The sequence below is a fragment of the Streptomyces sp. TP-A0874 genome (genome assembly GCF_001748085.1).
Classification (GTDB): domain Bacteria; phylum Actinomycetota; class Actinomycetes; order Streptomycetales; family Streptomycetaceae; genus Streptomyces.
In genome coordinates, this window is sequence record NZ_BBZK01000007.1 from 202,996 (window position 1) to 219,591 (window position 16,596).

The 16,596-nt window shown below is 73.2% G+C and carries 19 protein-coding genes; 16 read left to right on the forward strand and 3 right to left on the reverse strand.

Annotated features, from left to right (window positions below):
- Position 1: 1 nt before the first annotated feature.
- Entirely contained in the window at positions 2–838 is an 837-nt protein-coding gene (locus tag BGP73_RS13235) for a hypothetical protein (RefSeq protein ID WP_069814529.1), read from the reverse strand.
- 416 nt (positions 839–1,254) lie between these two features.
- Between BGP73_RS13235 and rplM the strand changes: the two genes are divergently transcribed.
- From rplM to tsaE, 11 genes are all read left to right on the forward strand, one after another.
- Entirely contained in the window at positions 1,255–1,698 is a 444-nt protein-coding gene (rplM, locus tag BGP73_RS13240; protein ID WP_069814530.1) for a 50S ribosomal protein L13, read from the forward strand.
- Positions 1,699–1,738: 40 nt separating this feature from the next.
- Positions 1,739–2,239: a 30S ribosomal protein S9 gene (gene rpsI / locus BGP73_RS13245; protein WP_069814531.1), complete on the forward strand. Its 501-nt coding sequence runs from the start codon at positions 1,739–1,741 to the stop codon at positions 2,237–2,239.
- 138 nt (positions 2,240–2,377) lie between these two features.
- Positions 2,378–3,736, forward strand: a complete 1,359-nt coding sequence (gene glmM / locus BGP73_RS13250) for a phosphoglucosamine mutase (RefSeq protein ID WP_069814532.1) — start codon at positions 2,378–2,380, stop codon at positions 3,734–3,736.
- A gap of 238 nt (positions 3,737–3,974) precedes the next feature.
- Positions 3,975–4,235: a hypothetical protein gene (locus BGP73_RS13255; protein WP_107474035.1), complete on the forward strand. Its 261-nt coding sequence runs from the start codon at positions 3,975–3,977 to the stop codon at positions 4,233–4,235.
- Between the two features lie 35 nt (positions 4,236–4,270).
- Positions 4,271–6,118: a glutamine--fructose-6-phosphate transaminase (isomerizing) gene (glmS, locus tag BGP73_RS13260; protein WP_069814534.1), complete on the forward strand. Its 1,848-nt coding sequence runs from the start codon at positions 4,271–4,273 to the stop codon at positions 6,116–6,118.
- On the forward strand, positions 6,115–6,483 hold the full coding sequence (locus BGP73_RS13265; protein ID WP_069814535.1) for a holo-ACP synthase: 369 nt from the start codon (positions 6,115–6,117) through the stop codon (positions 6,481–6,483). The genes glmS and BGP73_RS13265 overlap by 4 nt, the downstream gene beginning before the upstream one ends.
- A gap of 41 nt (positions 6,484–6,524) precedes the next feature.
- Entirely contained in the window at positions 6,525–7,997 is a 1,473-nt protein-coding gene (locus BGP73_RS13270) for a bifunctional ADP-dependent NAD(P)H-hydrate dehydratase/NAD(P)H-hydrate epimerase (protein ID WP_069814536.1), read from the forward strand.
- A 151-nt stretch (positions 7,998–8,148) separates the two neighbouring features.
- A complete protein-coding gene (locus tag BGP73_RS13275) occupies positions 8,149–9,120 on the forward strand; it encodes a L,D-transpeptidase (protein WP_079127491.1) in 972 nt (323 codons plus the stop codon).
- Positions 9,121–9,392: 272 nt separating this feature from the next.
- Complete coding sequence (gene alr, locus BGP73_RS13280; protein ID WP_069814537.1) at positions 9,393–10,574, forward strand: alanine racemase; 1,182 nt, start codon at positions 9,393–9,395, stop codon at positions 10,572–10,574.
- Complete coding sequence (locus tag BGP73_RS13285; protein ID WP_069814538.1) at positions 10,567–11,760, forward strand: alpha/beta fold hydrolase; 1,194 nt, start codon at positions 10,567–10,569, stop codon at positions 11,758–11,760. Before alr ends, BGP73_RS13285 begins: the two co-directional genes overlap by 8 nt.
- A 31-nt stretch (positions 11,761–11,791) precedes the next feature.
- Complete coding sequence (tsaE, locus tag BGP73_RS13290; RefSeq protein ID WP_107474036.1) at positions 11,792–12,331, forward strand: tRNA (adenosine(37)-N6)-threonylcarbamoyltransferase complex ATPase subunit type 1 TsaE; 540 nt, start codon at positions 11,792–11,794, stop codon at positions 12,329–12,331.
- 195 nt (positions 12,332–12,526) lie between these two features.
- On the opposite strand, the gene BGP73_RS23755 is transcribed toward tsaE, so the two are convergent.
- Positions 12,527–12,652, reverse strand: a complete 126-nt coding sequence (locus BGP73_RS23755) for a hypothetical protein (protein ID WP_280138173.1) — start codon at positions 12,650–12,652, stop codon at positions 12,527–12,529.
- 461 nt (positions 12,653–13,113) lie between these two features.
- Here BGP73_RS23755 and BGP73_RS13300 point away from each other — a divergent pair, with 461 nt between their 5' ends.
- Complete coding sequence (locus tag BGP73_RS13300; protein ID WP_069814541.1) at positions 13,114–13,296, forward strand: hypothetical protein; 183 nt, start codon at positions 13,114–13,116, stop codon at positions 13,294–13,296.
- Between the two features lie 45 nt (positions 13,297–13,341).
- Here BGP73_RS13300 and BGP73_RS13305 read toward each other — a convergent pair whose 3' ends face one another.
- Positions 13,342–13,905 carry a hypothetical protein gene (locus BGP73_RS13305; protein WP_244501185.1) on the reverse strand — a complete coding sequence of 188 codons (564 nt, stop codon included), beginning with the start codon at positions 13,903–13,905 and terminating at the stop codon, positions 13,342–13,344.
- A 120-nt stretch (positions 13,906–14,025) separates the two neighbouring features.
- Here BGP73_RS13305 and tsaB point away from each other — a divergent pair, with 120 nt between their 5' ends.
- The 4 genes from tsaB to BGP73_RS13325 are packed head-to-tail and all read left to right on the forward strand — an operon-like array spanning position 14,026 to position 16,553.
- The gene (tsaB, locus tag BGP73_RS13310; protein WP_069814543.1) at positions 14,026–14,679 is read left to right on the forward strand and encodes a tRNA (adenosine(37)-N6)-threonylcarbamoyltransferase complex dimerization subunit type 1 TsaB; all 654 of its coding nucleotides are present in this window, start codon (positions 14,026–14,028) and stop codon (positions 14,677–14,679) included.
- Positions 14,680–14,699: 20 nt separating this feature from the next.
- Complete coding sequence (gene rimI, locus BGP73_RS13315) at positions 14,700–15,173, forward strand: ribosomal protein S18-alanine N-acetyltransferase (protein WP_069814795.1); 474 nt, start codon at positions 14,700–14,702, stop codon at positions 15,171–15,173.
- Complete coding sequence (tsaD, locus tag BGP73_RS13320; RefSeq protein ID WP_069814544.1) at positions 15,166–16,287, forward strand: tRNA (adenosine(37)-N6)-threonylcarbamoyltransferase complex transferase subunit TsaD; 1,122 nt, start codon at positions 15,166–15,168, stop codon at positions 16,285–16,287. The genes rimI and tsaD overlap by 8 nt, the downstream gene beginning before the upstream one ends.
- Positions 16,284–16,553, forward strand: a complete 270-nt coding sequence (locus BGP73_RS13325; RefSeq protein WP_069814545.1) for a hypothetical protein — start codon at positions 16,284–16,286, stop codon at positions 16,551–16,553. The genes tsaD and BGP73_RS13325 overlap by 4 nt, the downstream gene beginning before the upstream one ends.
- The last annotated feature ends 43 nt before the right edge of the window (positions 16,554–16,596 follow it).

The following is a 16,596-nucleotide window of genomic DNA, read 5'->3' on the forward strand; positions in this document are numbered from 1 at the left end:
CTCAGTCGCCGGCCGTGGCGGCCGCCGAGGCCTGGGCCTCCCCGCGCTCGACGATCCTGCTGAAGGTGTAGTCGGCGACGTCCGTCCCGGCCTGCCGGGCCTCGGTGTCCGCGGCGGGCACCGGCTGGCCGGAGGTGTATCCGGAGACGGTGAAGTAGGCGTAGCGGCCGATGGCGTTGGTGGTCAGCCGGCAGGCGGTCTGCTGGCAGAAGGCCGCGACGCCGTCCCCGGCGAGCGGCCGGATGTTGCCCGACGCCTTCTTCTTGACCTTGCTGGCCTGGCTCTCGGTGTCGAAGACGGCGACCCCGACCGTGACCGCCACCCCCTTGGCGAAGTACGTCGCCCGGATGACCTGGGTGCAGCCGTTGCCGGAGAGCGTGGCACCGAGGGTGACCGAGGCGGCCGACGGGCAGTTCTGGGTGGAGCCGGTGGCGCCCTGGGCGTAGGAGCGGCCGTTGCTGACGATCTTGTCCGACGGGAAGAGGTTCTCGGCGTTGAGCGGCGCGGTGTCCCGCTTCGCGTCGGAGAGGAAGTCCCGCGGGTCCGGCGGGGCGGGCGGGCTGACGTCCGAGAACGACGGATCCGGCTGCTCCGGCTCGTCCGGTGGCGCGGACTCCGCGGTGGGCAGGGTGTGGGGCTTGTCGTCTCCCTGACCGGAGCGGACCACGGCGGTCGCGACGATCGCGGCCACCGCGGCGGTGGCGAGCGCCCCGCCGCCGATCAGCAGTCGCCGGCGGCGCCTGCCGCGGCGCTCGGCCTGCTCCGCCAGCGCTCCCCAGTCCGGTGTCGGACCGCCCGATCCCCCGGGACCGTGCGGCCCCGCATGCCCAAAGCTCATGGCGCGCATCCTAAGGGCTGTCCCGTCATCCCCGGCAGGCGCAGGATGACAGCCGGGGGAGCCTCGCCGCGCGGAGAGCGGTCCGGGCCCTCGGCCGGGGTGCGGAGGCGGTCGCCGGTGGTGGAGCGGGGCTCCCCCGGGCTTCCGGTCGGCCGGATCCCCCGGTGACGTGTTTTGACCCGGATGGGTGCGGGCCGGTACTCTGCGGTTTCGTTATGCGTATCGGCTTGCTCTATCTCACGTGAGGGGCCCTTACGCCGGATCACCGGGCCGATGGCCAGTGGCAGACAACCGGGCATGCGTCACCCGTGCTGCCAGGGCTGGCGTGATCGTCCGGGTGGCCTTGTCAGGACCCGTCCCCTTGGCTCAACCGAGCCCGAGGAGACCCCATCACTGAAGAAGCGAAGGCTACGACCGTGCGTACGTTCAGCCCCAAGCCCGGAGACGTCCAGCGTCAGTGGTACGTCATCGACGCCTCCGACGTCGTCCTGGGCCGTCTGGCCTCCCAGGCCGCCACCCTCCTCCGGGGGAAGCACAAGCCGGTGTACGCGCCGCACGTTGACGCTGGTGACTTCGTCATCATCATCAACGCCGACAAGGTGCACCTTTCCGGTAACAAGCGGACCCAGAAGCTCGCCTACCGCCACTCCGGCTACCCGGGTGGTCTGCGGTCCATCCGCTACGACGAGCTGCTTGAGAAGAAGCCCGAGAAGGCCGTGGAGAAGGCCATCAAGGGCATGCTCCCGAAGAACTCCCTGGGCCGTCAGGTCTTCTCGAAGCTGAAGGTCTACGCGGGTCCCGAGCACCCGCACGGCGCTCAGCAGCCGGTCCCGTTCGAGATCACCCAGGTCGCGCAGTAGTCCCGGCCACCCCCTAGACGAAAAGAATCTGAGGAGAATCGTGGCCGAGACCACCGCAGAGACCCCCGTCGCCGACGAGGTCGTGGAGACCTTCGAGACCCCGGACGTGGAGGAGTACACCTCCGAGTCCCTGGCCTCCCGCTTCGGCGACCCGCAGCCCGCCGCCGGTCTGGGGCGGCGCAAGAACGCCATCGCCCGGGTGCGCATCGTGCCGGGCAGCGGCCAGTGGAAGATCAACGGGCGCAGCCTTGAGGGCTACTTCCCGAACAAGGTGCACCAGCAGGCGGTCAACGAGCCGTTCAAGGTGCTGGAGCTCGACGACCGCTACGACGTGATCGCCCGGATCAGCGGCGGCGGCGTGTCCGGCCAGGCCGGTGCGCTGCGGCTGGGCGTGGCCCGCGCGCTCAACGAGGCGGACGTCGACAACAACCGCGGTCCGCTGAAGAAGGCCGGCTTCCTCAGCCGGGACGCCCGCGCCGTGGAGCGTAAGAAGGCCGGTCTGAAGAAGGCCCGTAAGGCCCCGCAGTACAGCAAGCGCTGACCCGCTCGCGTTTTTCTCACGAACCGCCCCGGCGGCACATTCGGTGCTGCCGGGGCGTTCGTTTATTCAGGGTCCCGAGCGTATACAGACAGAACACGCTCAAAAACTTGCAATTTCGAAGGAACTCGGAGGAGACCAGTGGGACGACTCTTCGGCACGGACGGAGTGCGCGGTGTCGCCAACGCGGACCTCACGGCTGAGCTCGCGCTCGGACTGTCGGTCGCGGCGGCACATGTGCTCGCCGAGACAGGAACCTTCGAGGGCCACCGGCCCACCGCAGTGGTGGGACGCGACCCGCGCGCCTCCGGAGAGTTCCTGGAGTCCGCCGTCGTGGCGGGCCTGGCCAGCGCTGGCGTGGACGTCCTGCGCGTCGGTGTGCTGCCCACCCCGGCGGTGGCGTATCTCACCGGCGCGCTGGGCGCCGACCTCGGCGTGATGCTCTCGGCGAGCCACAACCCGATGCCCGACAACGGCGTCAAGTTCTTCGCCCGGGGCGGGCAGAAGCTCGCCGACGAACTCGAGGACCGTATCGAGACCCGGTACGCCGCCCACCGAGGCGGGCAGCCCTGGGACCGGCCGACAGGCACGGGCGTGGGCCGGGTCCGTACCTACGACGAGGGCTTCGACAACTACGTCGCCCACCTGATCGGCGTGCTGCCCAACCGGCTCGACGGCCTCAAGGTCGTACTGGACGAGGCGAACGGCGCCGCCTCCCGGGTCTCCCCGGAGGCCTTCGCACGTGCCGGGGCGGAGGTCGTCACCATCGCGGCCGACCCGGACGGGCTCAACATCAACGACGGCTGCGGATCCACCCATCTGGACCTCCTCAAGGCCGCCGTGGTCGAGAACGGCGCCGACCTGGGGATCGCCCACGACGGTGACGCCGACCGCTGCCTCGCCGTCGACGCGTCCGGCCAGGAGGTCGACGGGGACCAGATCCTGACCGTCCTCGCCCTCGCCATGCGGGACGGCGGCCGGCTCCGGAAGAACACCGTCGTCGCCACCGTCATGTCCAACCTGGGTTTCAAACTCGCGCTGGAACGCGAGGGGATCGAGCTGCGGCAGACCGCGGTCGGCGACCGCTACGTCCTGGAGGCGATGAAGGAGGAGGGCTTCGCGCTCGGCGGGGAGCAGTCCGGCCACGTGATCATCCTTGACCACGCCACCACCGGTGACGGCACCCTCACCGGGCTGATGCTCGCGGCCCGGATCGCGGCCACCGGCCGGCCGCTGGCCGAGCTGGCCGCCGCCATGGAGCGCCTGCCCCAGGTGCTGATCAACGTGCCGGACGTGGACAAGACCCGGGTGGCCAGCTCGGCCGAGCTGGCAGCGGCGGTCACGGAGGCGGAGCGGGAGCTGGGCGCCACCGGGCGGGTGCTGCTGCGCCCCTCCGGCACCGAGCCGCTGGTGCGGGTGATGGTGGAGGCCCCCGACATCGAGCAGGCGCGGTCGGTCGGGGAACGGCTGGCGGACGTGGTGAAGTCGGCCCTGGGCTGATCCGGAGCGGCCGCCGCGACGGGCGTCGCGGCAGGTGGAGCGGCGGACCGTACAGTCGGCGGGCTCCGGCCGCGGCCGCCCGGCCGGGCGGCCGGAAGCCGTGAAGCTGTCCCGAATCGATCGTATGTCTATTACTTTCGACTGATCGGGGTTACTGTCCGCCCATTGGGGGACCCCTTTCCGGGGTGGGCGGCCCGAGCCGTCACGCCCGGATCCACCACGGCCGCTAAGGATCCGCATGTCCATACGTCTGACTAACCTGATACGCCGCCGAGGGAGACCCTCGGTGTACGAGGCGGCGGGGCTCCGCGGTGACCGCGCCGCCACGGTCGGGGTGGTCCACGGCGACCTCGCCGACGAGCTGCCGGACGAGGACCTCCCGGAGGACCTCGCGGACTGCCTGGACATGTACGAACCCGGCAGCAAGCCGCGGTGCGAGGAGGTGGAGTACCTGGCCACCATCCAGGAGGCCATGGAGCGGATCGCGCGCGGGCACTGACCGGTTGCCCGGGGCTGGGGCCGTAGGCTGCGATCATGTGCGGAATCGTTGGTTACGTGGGAGGGCGGTCGGCCCTCGACATCGTCATCGCCGGCCTGAAGAGGCTCGAGTACCGCGGCTACGACTCGGCGGGAGTGGCCGTGCTATCCGACGGGGGACTCGCCTCGGCGAAGAAGGCCGGCAAACTCGCCAACCTGGAGAAGGCGCTGGCCGACCGGCCGCTGCCGAGCGGCGGCACCGGCATCGGCCACACCCGCTGGGCCACCCACGGCGCGCCCAACGACGCCAACGCCCATCCGCACCTCGACAACTCGGGCCGGGTCAGCGTGGTGCACAACGGCATCATCGAGAACTTCGCCGAACTCCGCGCGGAACTCACCGCTCGGGGCCATCGGCTGAGTTCGGAGACCGACACCGAGGTGGCGGCCCACCTGCTCGCCGAGGAGTTCTCCTCATGCGGCGACCTCGCCGAGGCGATGCGGAACGTCTGCCGGCTGCTGGAGGGCGCCTTCACCCTCGTCGCGGTGCACGCCGACGAGCCGGACGTGGTGGTCGGCGCCCGCCGGAACTCCCCGCTGGTGGTGGGGGTGGGGAACGACGAGGCGTTCCTCGCCTCGGACGTCGCCGCCTTCATCGAGCACACCCGGGAGGCGATCGAACTCGGGCAGGACCAGGTCGTCGAGGTGCGGCGCGGGGCGGTCACGGTGACGGACTTCGACGGCCGGCCGGCCGAGGTGCGGGAGTACCACGTCGACTGGGACGCCTCGGCGGCCGAGAAGGCCGGCTACGACTACTTCATGCTCAAGGAGATCGCCGAGCAGCCGAAGGCGGTGGCGGACACCCTGCTCGGGCGGATCGACGCCTCCGGGGCGCTGCTCCTAGACGAGGTGCGGATCCCGGCCGGGGTGCTGCGCGAGGTGGAGAAGGTCGTCATCGTGGCCTGCGGTACCGCCTTCCACGCCGGGATGATCGCCAAGTACGCGATCGAGCACTGGACCCGGGTGCCCTGTGAGACCGAACTCGCCAGCGAGTTCCGCTACCGGGACCCGATCCTGGACACCCGGACCCTCGTGGTGGCGATCAGCCAGTCGGGCGAGACCATGGACACCCTGATGGCGCTGCGGCACGCCCGGGAACAGGGCGCGAAGGTGCTCGCCATCTGCAACACCAACGGATCGACCATCCCCCGGGAGTCGGACGCGGTGCTCTACACGCACGCCGGTCCGGAGATCGCGGTCGCCTCCACCAAGGCCTTCCTCACCCAGCTCGTCGCCTGCTACCTGGTGGCGCTCTACCTCGGTCAGGTACGCGGCACCAAATGGGGTGACGAGATCCGCTCGGTGGTCCGGGAGCTGTCGGAGATCGGCACCCAGGTGGAGCAGGTGCTCGGCACCATGGAGCCGGTGCGCGAGCTGGCGCGCGGCCTGGCGGACAAGAGGACCGTACTGTTCCTGGGGCGGCACGTCGGCTATCCGGTGGCGCTCGAAGGCGCGCTGAAGCTCAAGGAACTGGCCTACATGCACGCCGAGGGCTTCGCCGCGGGGGAGCTCAAGCACGGGCCGATCGCGCTGATCGAGGAGGACCTGCCGGTGGTGGTCGTCGTGCCCTCGCCGCGCGGGCGGTCGGTGCTGCACGACAAGATCGTCTCGAACATCCAGGAGATCAGGGCGCGGGGGGCCCGGACCATCGTGGTGGCCGAGGAGGGCGACGAGTCGGTCGTCCCCTACGCGGACCACCTGATCCGGGTCCCGGCCACCCCGACGCTGCTGCAACCGCTGGTGGCCTCGGTGCCGCTGCAGGTCTTCGCCTGCGAGTTGGCCACCGCCCGGGGGAACGAGGTGGACCAGCCGCGGAACCTGGCGAAGTCGGTGACCGTCGAGTGATCGTGGGGGTGGGGATCGACGTCGCCGAGATCGACCGCTTCGCCGCGGCGCTGGAACGCACACCGGGGCTGGCCCACCGGCTCTTCGTGGCGGGCGAGCTGACGCTGCCCAGCGGTGAACGGCGGGGAGCGGCGTCCCTGGCGGCCCGCTTCGCGGCCAAGGAGGCGCTCGCCAAGTCGCTCGGCGCGCCGAAGGGGCTGCGCTGGACGGACGCCGAGGTGCTGACCGAGGAGAACGGGCAGCCCCGGTTGCGGGTGCGAGGGACGGTGGCCGCGCGGGCGGCCGAGCTGGGGGTGCGGGGTTGGCACGTCTCCCTGAGCCACGACGCCGGGGTGGCCTCGGCCGTGGTGATCGCGGAGGGGTGAGTCGAGCTGCTGTCGTCGGCCGGGCCGACCAGACTGGTCGCATGAGGACTGCCTACGGCGTGGAGACGGTACGGGCGGCCGAGCGGGAGTTGATGGCCCGGCTGCCGGAGGGGGAGTTGATGCGGCGGGCGGCCGCCGGACTCGCCGCGGCCTGCTGCGACCTCCTTCCCAGGGTCTACGGGGCCAGAGTGGTCCTGCTGGTGGGCAGCGGGGACAACGGCGGTGACGCGCTGTACGCCGGCGCTCGGCTGGCCCGGCGCGGCGCCTCCGTCACCGCGGTGCTGCTCAAACCGGACCGGACGCACCGCGGCGGGCTCGCCGCCCTGCGGGCTGCGGGCGGCAGGGCCGGGCCGCCGGCCGGCTCCGGGAAGCTGATCGACCGCGCCCACCTGGTGGTCGACGGGATCGTGGGCATCGGCGGCCGGGGCGGGCTGCGGGCGGACGCCGAGCCGTTGGCGCGCTCGGCCCAGCGGTCCGCGGCCCGGATCGTCGCCGTCGACCTGCCGAGCGGTGTGGACGCCGGGAGCGGCGAGGTGACGGGGCCCGCGGTGCGGGCCGACGCCACCGTCACCTTCGGCGCGTACAAGCCCGGCCTGCTCGTCGACCCGGGCGCCGCCCACGCCGGCGCGCTGCGGCTGGTGGACATCGGGCTCGGCCCGTACCTGCCACCGCGGCCCGAGCTCGTCGCCCCGCAGCACGCCGATGTGGCCCGGCTGTTGCCGGTGCCCGGAGCGGAGAGCGACAAGTACCGGCGCGGGGTGGTGGGTGTGGTGGCCGGCTCCGCGCGCTATCCGGGGGCCGCGGTACTCGCGGTGGCCGGGGCGCTGCGGGGCGGCGCCGGGGCGGTGCGGTACGTGGGACCGGGGGCGGATGCGGTGATCGCCCGCTTCCCGGAGACGCTGGTGCACCCGGGACCGCCCGCCGAGGCGGGCCGCGTCCAGGCCTGGGTGATCGGGCCGGGGCTGGGGGACGACCCGGGCGGGCGCCAGGCCCTGGAGCAGGTGCTGGCCTCCTCCGTACCGGTGCTGGTGGACGCCGACGCGCTGCGCCTGCTGGAGCGGGAACGGCTCCGCGAGCGGACGGCGCAGACGCTGCTGACCCCGCACGCCGGGGAGGCGGCGGCACTGCTGGGGGTGGCCCGGGAGGAGGCGGAGTCGGCGCGTCTCGCCTCGGTCCGCCGACTGGCGGCGGAGTACGGTGCGACGGTGCTGCTGAAGGGCTCCACCACGTTGGTCGCCGGAGCGGACGGGCTGGTGGCGGGATCGGAGGGGCCGGTGCTGGCGAATCCCACCGGGACCGGCTGGCTGGCGACCGCCGGCAGCGGTGACGTCCTCTCCGGGCTGGCCGGCTCGCTGCTGGCGGCCGGGCTCGACGCGCGGGAGGCGGGGGCGGCCGCGGCCTATCTGCACGGCCTGGCCGGACGGTTCGCGGCGGGCCGGACCCCGGGGCCGGTCTCCGCGATGGATGTCGCCGACCGTCTCTCGGACGCCTGGCGCGAGGTGCACCTCTCCTGAAACCGGCCCCGGGCACCCGGGTGATCCCGGTACGGCGACCGGGTGATCTCAGGGGTCGGACGGCGTGTCGGTCGCGCGGCGGCGGGAGTGCTGTTCCGTTCTGGTTTGTTCGCCGCGGGCCACCGCGGCCGGGGAAAAGGACGGATCCGCCATGGGCCCTGCGGTGCGAGAAGGGGAGCGGGAGCGAAGGCCGATAGTCTTCGCGGTGCTGCTGCCACTGCTGATCATCGGTGGCACGGCGGCCGCTGACGCACCACTGGCCTGGCAGACCGGGAAGGCCGCCGAGAAGGCGGTGGCGGCTGACCGGCCGAAGCCCGTCGCCAGCGCTCCGGTGCCGCTGGAGAAGCTGGTGCCCGGGCTGCCGGAGACCCGTTTCCGGCACACCGTCGACACCCCCGACCAGGCGCTGCCGCCCCAGCCCCGGGACAGCCGCCGCGCCGAAGCCGTGCCGCCGGAGCCGAAGGGGGCGGCCGCCCGACTCGTCGAGTACGTGCCGCCGGCGGAGGTGCAGGCCGCGCCGGGCAGGGCCCGACCCGAGCAGTGCACCGGGAGGACCGGCCCCTACCAGCGGGAGGTGGAGGAGTTCCTGCGGCTGCGTCCGGACGGCGTGCAGTCACCGGGCGACTGCCGCGCCATCCGCGACTGGCAGTTGGCGGAGGGCATCCAGCCGGCCATCGGCTTCGCCGGGCCGACCAGCTGGGGCCGGGCCCGGCTGGCCCGGGCGAAGAAGGAGCCGAACGCCGGCCGGCGGTGTCCGGAGGCGCCGGACACCAGGATCGCCTGTGTGGACCTGACGCGTCAGCTGATGTGGGTGCAGCGCGGCGGAGACGTCGTCTTCGGCCCGGTGTCGGTCCGCACCGGCATGCCCGACCACGAGACCCGCACCGGGAGGCACCAGGTCTACTGGCGCAACAAGCAGCATGTCTCCTCGATCTACGAGACCCCCATGCCGTTCGCCCAGTTCTTCGACGACGGTGAGGCCTTCCACGGGGTCTACGGGAACATCTTCGACCCGGGCGGCGGCTCACACGGCTGTGTGAACCTCGCCTACACCGACGCCGAACGGCTCTGGGACGTACTGGAAGTGAACGATCCGGTGTTCCTCTGGGGCAAGCGGCCATAACACCGGCGCCCCGGACGGCGAGCCCGCCGGCGAACGCGCTGTGCCGAGCAGGTGAGTGGGACGGCCCACGGAGCTCCCCGGGAACGGCCGGGAGGAGTGCCCGGGGCCTTGGCGGAACCTCTGAGGTGAGCCGCGGGGCAGGCGTTCCAGCCGTCCAGGCACCCACGGCCGGAGGCCGCACGGGCCCCTACCGCCCTACCGGGAGGCGGCAGAACAGCTCCACCCGGTGCCAACACAGGCCGACTCCGTACTCCGGTGAGACACTGATCTGGATGAACGGACAACCGATGCGGGCCCGCGCCGAGGTGGACCTCGCCGCGCTCCGAGCCAACGTCCGGGCGCTGCGCGGTCGGGCCCCGGAGGCACAGCTGATGGCCGTGGTGAAGGCCGACGCCTACGGCCACGGCGTGCTGCCTTGCGCCCGCGCCGCCCGGCAGGCCGGTGCGGACTGGCTCGGCACCGCGACCCCGGAGGAAGCGCTGGCGCTGCGGGCCGGCGGGGACCGCGGCCGGCTGATGTGCTGGCTCTGGACCCCCGGAGGCCCCTGGCAGGCGGCGATCGAGGCAGATGTCGACGTCTCGGTGAGCGGGATGTGGGCGCTGCGCGAGGTCGTGGCCGCCGCCCGTGCCTGCCGGCGCCCCGCCAGGGTGCACCTGAAGATCGACACCGGGCTGGGCCGGAACGGCTGCGCCCCGGAGGACTGGCCCCAACTAGCCTCGGCGGCCCTGACCGCGGAGGAGGAGGGCGTCCTGCGGGTGACCGGCGTCTGGTCCCACCTCGCCTGCGCCGACGAGCCGGAACACCCCGCCACCGACGCCCAACTCGCGGTCTTCCGGCAGGCGCTGGAGACCGCCGAACGGATCGGGCTGCGCCCAGAGGTGCGCCACATCAGCAACTCGGCGGCCCTGCTGACCCGTCCGGACGCGCACTTCGACCTGGTGCGGACGGGGATCGCCGTCTACGGGCTGGCCCCCGGTCCGCTGCTGGGTCGGCCGGCCGAGCTCGGGCTCCGGCCGGTGATGACCCTCTCCGCCCGGCTGGCGCTGGTGAAGCGGGTGCCGGGCGGCCAGGGCGTGGGCTACGGGCACCGCTACCTGACCCCGGGGGAGACCACACTGGCGCTGGTGCCGCTCGGCTACGCCGACGGGATCCCGAGGCACGCCTCGGGTTGCGGACCGCTGCTCGTCGGCGGCAAGTGGCGGCAGATCGCGGGGCTGGTCGCGATGGACCAGTTCTCCGTCGACCTGGGCGGCGACACCGCCCGGGCCGGCGAGCCCGCGTTGCTCTTCGGCCCAGGAGACCGGGGGGAGCCGACGGCGGAGGACTGGGCCCGGGCCACGGGCACCATCGGCTACGAGATCGTCACCCGGATCGGAGCCCGGGTGCCGCGGGTCTACCTGGGGGAGGGGCCGACCGGTGACGAGGGAGCCGGGGGGCAGTCCGCCGATGGCTGAACCGCCCGCCGGCGCCGGACCGTTCGGTGCCCACCGGTGGCGCGGTGCGGGCATCGCGGGCGCCGTGGTCGGGGTGCTGGCCGCCGCGGCGGTGGCGGGCGCGGTGGTGGAGCGGCTGACGGCCGAGCGGACCGGCCGGCGGGAGGAGGCGCGGCGCGCCCCGGACGGCTCCGATACCTACGGCACCCTGCGCGGCGCACCGGGACGGGCGGTCGCCGACGACGGCACCGAGCTGCACTACGAGATCGACGAGATCGAGGACGCCGGTCAGCACCCCGCTCGGGCGGCCGACCCGCGGCACCGGCCCCTCCGCGGACGGCCCGTCACCGTCGTCTTCTGCCACGGCTTCTGCCTCAACCAGGACTCCTGGCACTTCCAGCGCGCCGCACTGCGCGGACTCGTCCGGGCCGTCTACTGGGACCAGCGCAGCCACGGCCGCTCCGAGCGCGGGGCGGCCCAGCGCGCCGGCGCCCCGGTCACCATCGACCAGCTCGGCCGGGACCTGAAGGCGGTGCTGGACGCCGCGGTGCCGGACGGACCGGTCGTCCTGGTCGGCCACTCGATGGGTGGGATGACGGTGATGGCGCTCGCCGCCCACTACCCGGACTACGTGCGCCGGCGGGTGCTGGGGGCCGCCCTCGTCGGGACCTCGGCCGGCGACCTCGGGCAGGTCAACTACGGGCTGCCGGTGGCCGGTGTGAACGCGCTGCGGCGGCTGCTGCCCGGGGTGTTCAAGCTGCTCGGCTCCCGGGCCGCGGTGCTGGAACGGGGCCGGCGGATGACCGCGGACCTGTTCGCCGGGCTCATCAAGCACTACTCGTTCAGTGCCCGGGACGTCGACCCCGCGGTGGCCCGGTTCGCCGAGCGGATGATCGAGTCCACCCGGATCGAGGTGGCCGCGGAGTTCTACCCGGCCTTCCAGGAGCACGACAAGACCGGAGAGCTGGGAGCGCTCGCCGGGCTGCCGGTGCTGGTGCTCGCCGGTGAGCTCGACCTGGTCACGCCCAGCGACCACGGTGCGGCCATCGTGGGGCTGCTCACCGGGGCCGAACTGGTGCTCGTACCGGACGCCGGGCATCTGGTCATGCTGGAGCGTCCGGAGACGGTGACCGCCCAGCTGTTGGAACTACTGGTCCGGGCGACGCAGTACGAGGGCTTCCGAGACCGGCGCGCGGGGAACGGCTGAGCCCTGCGGCTTCCCCGTACCATCGACCGGTATGGAAGCGGAAGCCCCGGGTATGACCACCAACGTCCACCTCACCGTCGCGACCCCGGACCGCATGCGGGAGCTGGGCCGGCGCCTCGCGGGGCTGCTGCGCCCGGGTGACCTGCTGCTGCTCAGCGGACAGCTGGGCGCGGGCAAGACGACGCTCACCCGAGGGCTCGGCGAGGGCCTCGGGGTGCGGGGCGCGGTCACCTCCCCGACCTTCGTCATCGCCCGGGTGCACCCCTCGCTCGTGGCCGGGCCGCCGCTGGTCCATGTGGACGCCTACCGGCTGGGCGGTGGGCTGGAGGAGATGGAGGACCTCGATCTGGACGTCTCGCTGCCGGACTCGGTGGTGGTCGTGGAGTGGGGGGAGGGGCGGGTCGAGGAGCTGTCCGAGGACCGGCTGCACATCGTGATCTCCCGTGCAGAGGGCGGCGACGGCCTCTCCTGCGACGAGACGGGCGATGTCGCCGATGTCCGGGAGGTGTCGCTCACCGGTGTCGGGGAGCGGTGGGCCGAGACCGATCTGTCCGTTCTGATCGATTACTGACCCCGCTCTTCCCGGTGCCGCCCAGCGCTAACAGGGCCATGGTGACCGCGCGGCTTCCGAAGCCCGCCCCCAGGGAGGCGGCCGCGGAGCGCCCGACCATCGGCATCAGCACCGCCGTGCCCAGACCGATGGAGAGCAGCCGCAGCGAAGCCATCTCGGCCTTGTCCCCTTCGCCTGCCCGCTGCCGCAGCGCGGTCAGCAGCCAGGCAGGCTGTTGAGGTTGGCGAAGCAGGCCACGAAGAAGGCGAGGAAGTGGAGCGGGCTCGACTCGCCCAGCGCCAGCAGCGTTCCCGCCCAGCCCCGGCCTGGCAGGCCAGCCACACCGGCAGCTCCGCGGCGCCCGGCGGGGTCGGCACCGCGGCCGGTCAACTGGCCCGCCTGCTGGGCGCCGGCCGCATCGTCGGCAGCGTCGGCTCGCACGGCTGCGCGGGGGCGAGTCGGTCTTCGAGCGGCTCAGCGTGGTCGAGGGCTTCGAGCGGCTGGTGCCCGCGTTCCTCGGGACATCGCGCGGTGAGAACCCCGGCAAGTCGGTCGTACGGCTGAGCCCGCAGGGGGGTTCCTCGTAGCCAACCACCGCGAGGTCCAGGAGGAGCTGGAGCGGTTCGTGGTGCCGCACCTGCGCTCCGGGGTCCACAGGGTCACACACGGGAGTGCAGGTACCGACACCGCGTCGGCAAAATGTTGCGCGCTTGACACCGGGCGTGGTCACATGGGGTGGCGGGGCCGGGTTAGGTCTACCTAACAAGATCGTGCCAGCGGCCCCCGAACCCCAGGAGGCCACCATGGCGCGCCATGAGCAAACCGCTGACGTGCCGAGCGGGCAGCACACGCCCTCGATGAGCGACCTGCTGGCTGCCGGTGCCGCGGCGAACGCGGTGTCCACGCCGCCGGAGGCACCGGAGGGCCGCGGGCAGCAGCGACCCCAGACCCAGGAGCCGGAGACCGGGCGGCGGACCGCCGCCTGACACCGGGCCGGCCGGTACGTCGACCGGGGAGTGCCGGTCGGACGGTCAGTCGACCACGACCACCTTGGTGTCCTCGGTGGCGAACTTCCACATCGCCGAGCCGTCCGCGCGCCCCTCCCGGATACCGCCGGTGCGCAGGTTCGGGTCCGCCACGGGCGTGGAGCCGTCGACGGCCGCGCTGAAGCCGACGACCACGCCCTCCACCGCGGTGAACAGGACGACGTTCTCGATCGGCACCCCGTCGGAGCCGGTGGTCGCCGCGGTCCGCGAGAACACCGTGTACTCCCCGGGCGGCGGGCTGACCGTACTCGGCGCGACCTCGAAGGTGCGCAGCGGCTGTTCGTCCGCTCCGACCAGCCATACCCGCTGGTCGGAGAGGGAGTAGACGACCCGCAGACCCGTTCCGGAGGCGGCCGGGACCGCGGGCGGCGGCTTCTTCTTGTGCCGGCCGCCGGGCTTGTCGCCGTCCGGGGTGGCCGAGGTGCTGGGGCGGCTCTTCCCCGGGTGCTCCGGGGCGCTGGCAGCCGCCTGATAGGCGAGGAAGCCGACGCCGGCGAGGGCCAGTGCGGTGAGCCCGGCCACGATCTTCCCCGGGCTGCTTCCTGCCACGTCCGGCCCCTTCTGCTCTGTCGCGGTGACCGCACAGACGGTAGCACCGCGGGCCGCCTCCCCTCATGTCAGCCGTCGCTACCCACCGGGAAGCGGGCGGCCAGCCCTTAGGCTGTACGTGTGCTGCTGCTCGCTCTTGACACCGCAACCCCCGCCGTCTCCGTCGCGCTCCACGACGGCACCCGGACCCTCGCCGAGTCGCACCGCGTGGACGCCCGCCGCCACGGGGAACTGCTGCTCCCGGCGGTCGACCGGGTACTGGCGGAGGCGGGTGTGAAGCTGGAGTCGGTGAGCGGGTTCGTCGTCGGCACCGGACCGGGGCCGTACACCGGACTGCGGGTGGGCATGGTGACCGCCGCCGCCTTCGGCGCCGCGACCGGGGCGCCCGTGTACGGGGTGTGCAGCCTGGACGGCATGGCCTACGCCTCCGGCCTGCCCGGGCCGTTCACGGTGGTCACCGACGCCCGGCGCAAGGAGGTCTACTGGGCCCGGTACTCGGGCCCGGCCACCCGGGTCGCGGGCCCCGCCGTCGACCGGCCGGCCGAGATCGCGGACCAGGTGGCCGACGGACCCGCGGTGGGTCCGGGGGCGGCGCTGTACCCCGAGGTCTTCACCGAGATCCGGGGACCGGAGCAGCAGTCCGCCGCTGCGCTGGCGGCGCTCGCCGCGCAGCGGTTGCGCGCCGGCGAGGACCTCTCCGACACCCGGCCGCTCTACCTGCGCCGGCCGGACGCCAAGGTGCCGGCGAACTACAAGGTGGTCACCCCGAGGTGACGTCCGTGGTGCTGCGGGAGATGCGCTGGTGGGACCTTCCGCCGGTGCTCGCCCTGGAACGTTCGCTGTTCCCTGACGACGCCTGGTCGGAGGGGATGTTCTGGTCCGAGCTGGCGCACTGCCGGGGCCCCCGCCGGTCGCGGCGGTACCTCGTGGCGGAGGACGCGGACGGTCGGCTGGCCGGGTACGGCGGCCTGGCCGCCGGCGGCGGGACGGGCGACATCCAGACCATCGCGGCGGCCCCGGACCGCTGGGGGAGCGGGGTCGGCTCCAGGCTGCTCGCCGAACTCCTCTCCGCCGCGACCGGCTTCGGCTGCCGGGAGGTGCTGCTGGAGGTGCGGGTGGACAACCTCCGCGCGCAGCGCCTCTACCGGCGCTTCGGTTTCGAGCCGATCGGCTTCCGCCGCGGCTACTACCAGCCGGGGAACGTGGACGCGTTGGTCATGCGCCGCGCCGACCCGGCAGACGAGCAAGGAACGACGATCCATGGCTGATGAGCCCCTTGTCCTGGGCATCGAGACCTCCTGCGACGAGACCGGCGTCGGCATCGTCCGCGGACACACCCTGCTGGCCGACGCCGTGGCGTCGAGCGTCGACGAGCACGCCAGGTTCGGCGGCGTGGTCCCCGAGGTGGCCAGCAGGGCGCACCTGGAGGCGATGGTCCCGACGATCCGCCGGGCGCTGCGGGAAGCCGGGGTGCGCGCCTCCGACCTCGACGGCGTGGCGGTGACCGCCGGTCCCGGGCTGGCGGGCGCGCTGCTGGTGGGGGTCTCGGCGGCCAAGGCCTACGCCTACGCGCTCGGCAAGCCGCTGTACGGGGTCAACCACCTCGCCTCGCACATCTGCGTGGACCAGTTGGAACACGGCCCGCTCCCGGAGCCGACCATGGCCCTGCTGGTCTCCGGCGGGCACTCCTCGCTGCTGCTCGCACCCGACATCACCAGCGATGTGCGGCCGCTGGGAGCCACCATCGACGACGCGGCGGGCGAGGCCTTCGACAAGGTCGCCCGAGTGTTGGACCTCGGCTTCCCCGGTGGCCCGGTGATCGACCGGATGGCCCGGGAGGGCGACCCGGAGGCGATCGCCTTCCCCCGGGGGCTGACCGGCCCGCGGGACGCCGCCTACGACTTCTCCTTCTCGGGTCTGAAGACCGCGGTCGCCCGCTGGGTCGAGGCCAGGCGCCGCGCCGGTGAGGAGGTGCCCGTCGCCGATGTTTCCGCCTCGTTCCAGGAGGCGGTGGCGGACGTGCTCACCCGCAAGGCGGTGCGGGCCTGCAAGGACCACGGGGTGGACCACCTGATGATCGGCGGCGGGGTGGCCGCCAACTCGCGACTGCGGGCCATGGCCGAGCGGCGCTGCGAGGACGCCGGCATCGTGCTCCGGGTGCCGCGGCCGAAGCTGTGCACCGACAACGGGGCGATGGTCGCCGCGCTCGGGGCGGAGATGGTCAGCCGCGGCCGGTCGGCCTCGGCCTGGGAGCTGTCCGCCGATTCCTCCCTGCCGGTGACCGAGCCGCACGTCCCCGACCCCGGCTCCGGGGCGGCCCCCGGACACGCACACCCCCATGACCACGTGCACGAGCTGAGCAAGGGCAACCTGTACTCATGACTGTCGCACTGATGTGGGAGGCTCGCGCGGTCCCGGGCCGGGACGCGGAGCTGCTGGAGTGGGTCCGGGAGCAGTGGCTGGACGGTGAGCCGCTGCGGCGGGAGATCTTCGGGGCGAGGGAGGACCGGGTGCTGGTGATCACCTGGTGGGACGCCCCGTTCGAGGCGGAGCTGCCGGAGTTCCCCGACCCGGCCCCGGAACTGGTCGCCCGCCCGGTCCACCGCTGGCGTTTCGAGTCCCTAGAGGTCCAGCCGGCCGGCGCCTGACAGACCCGCAGGCCTCCGGGGCGCCGGCCTCGAAGGCGGGTAC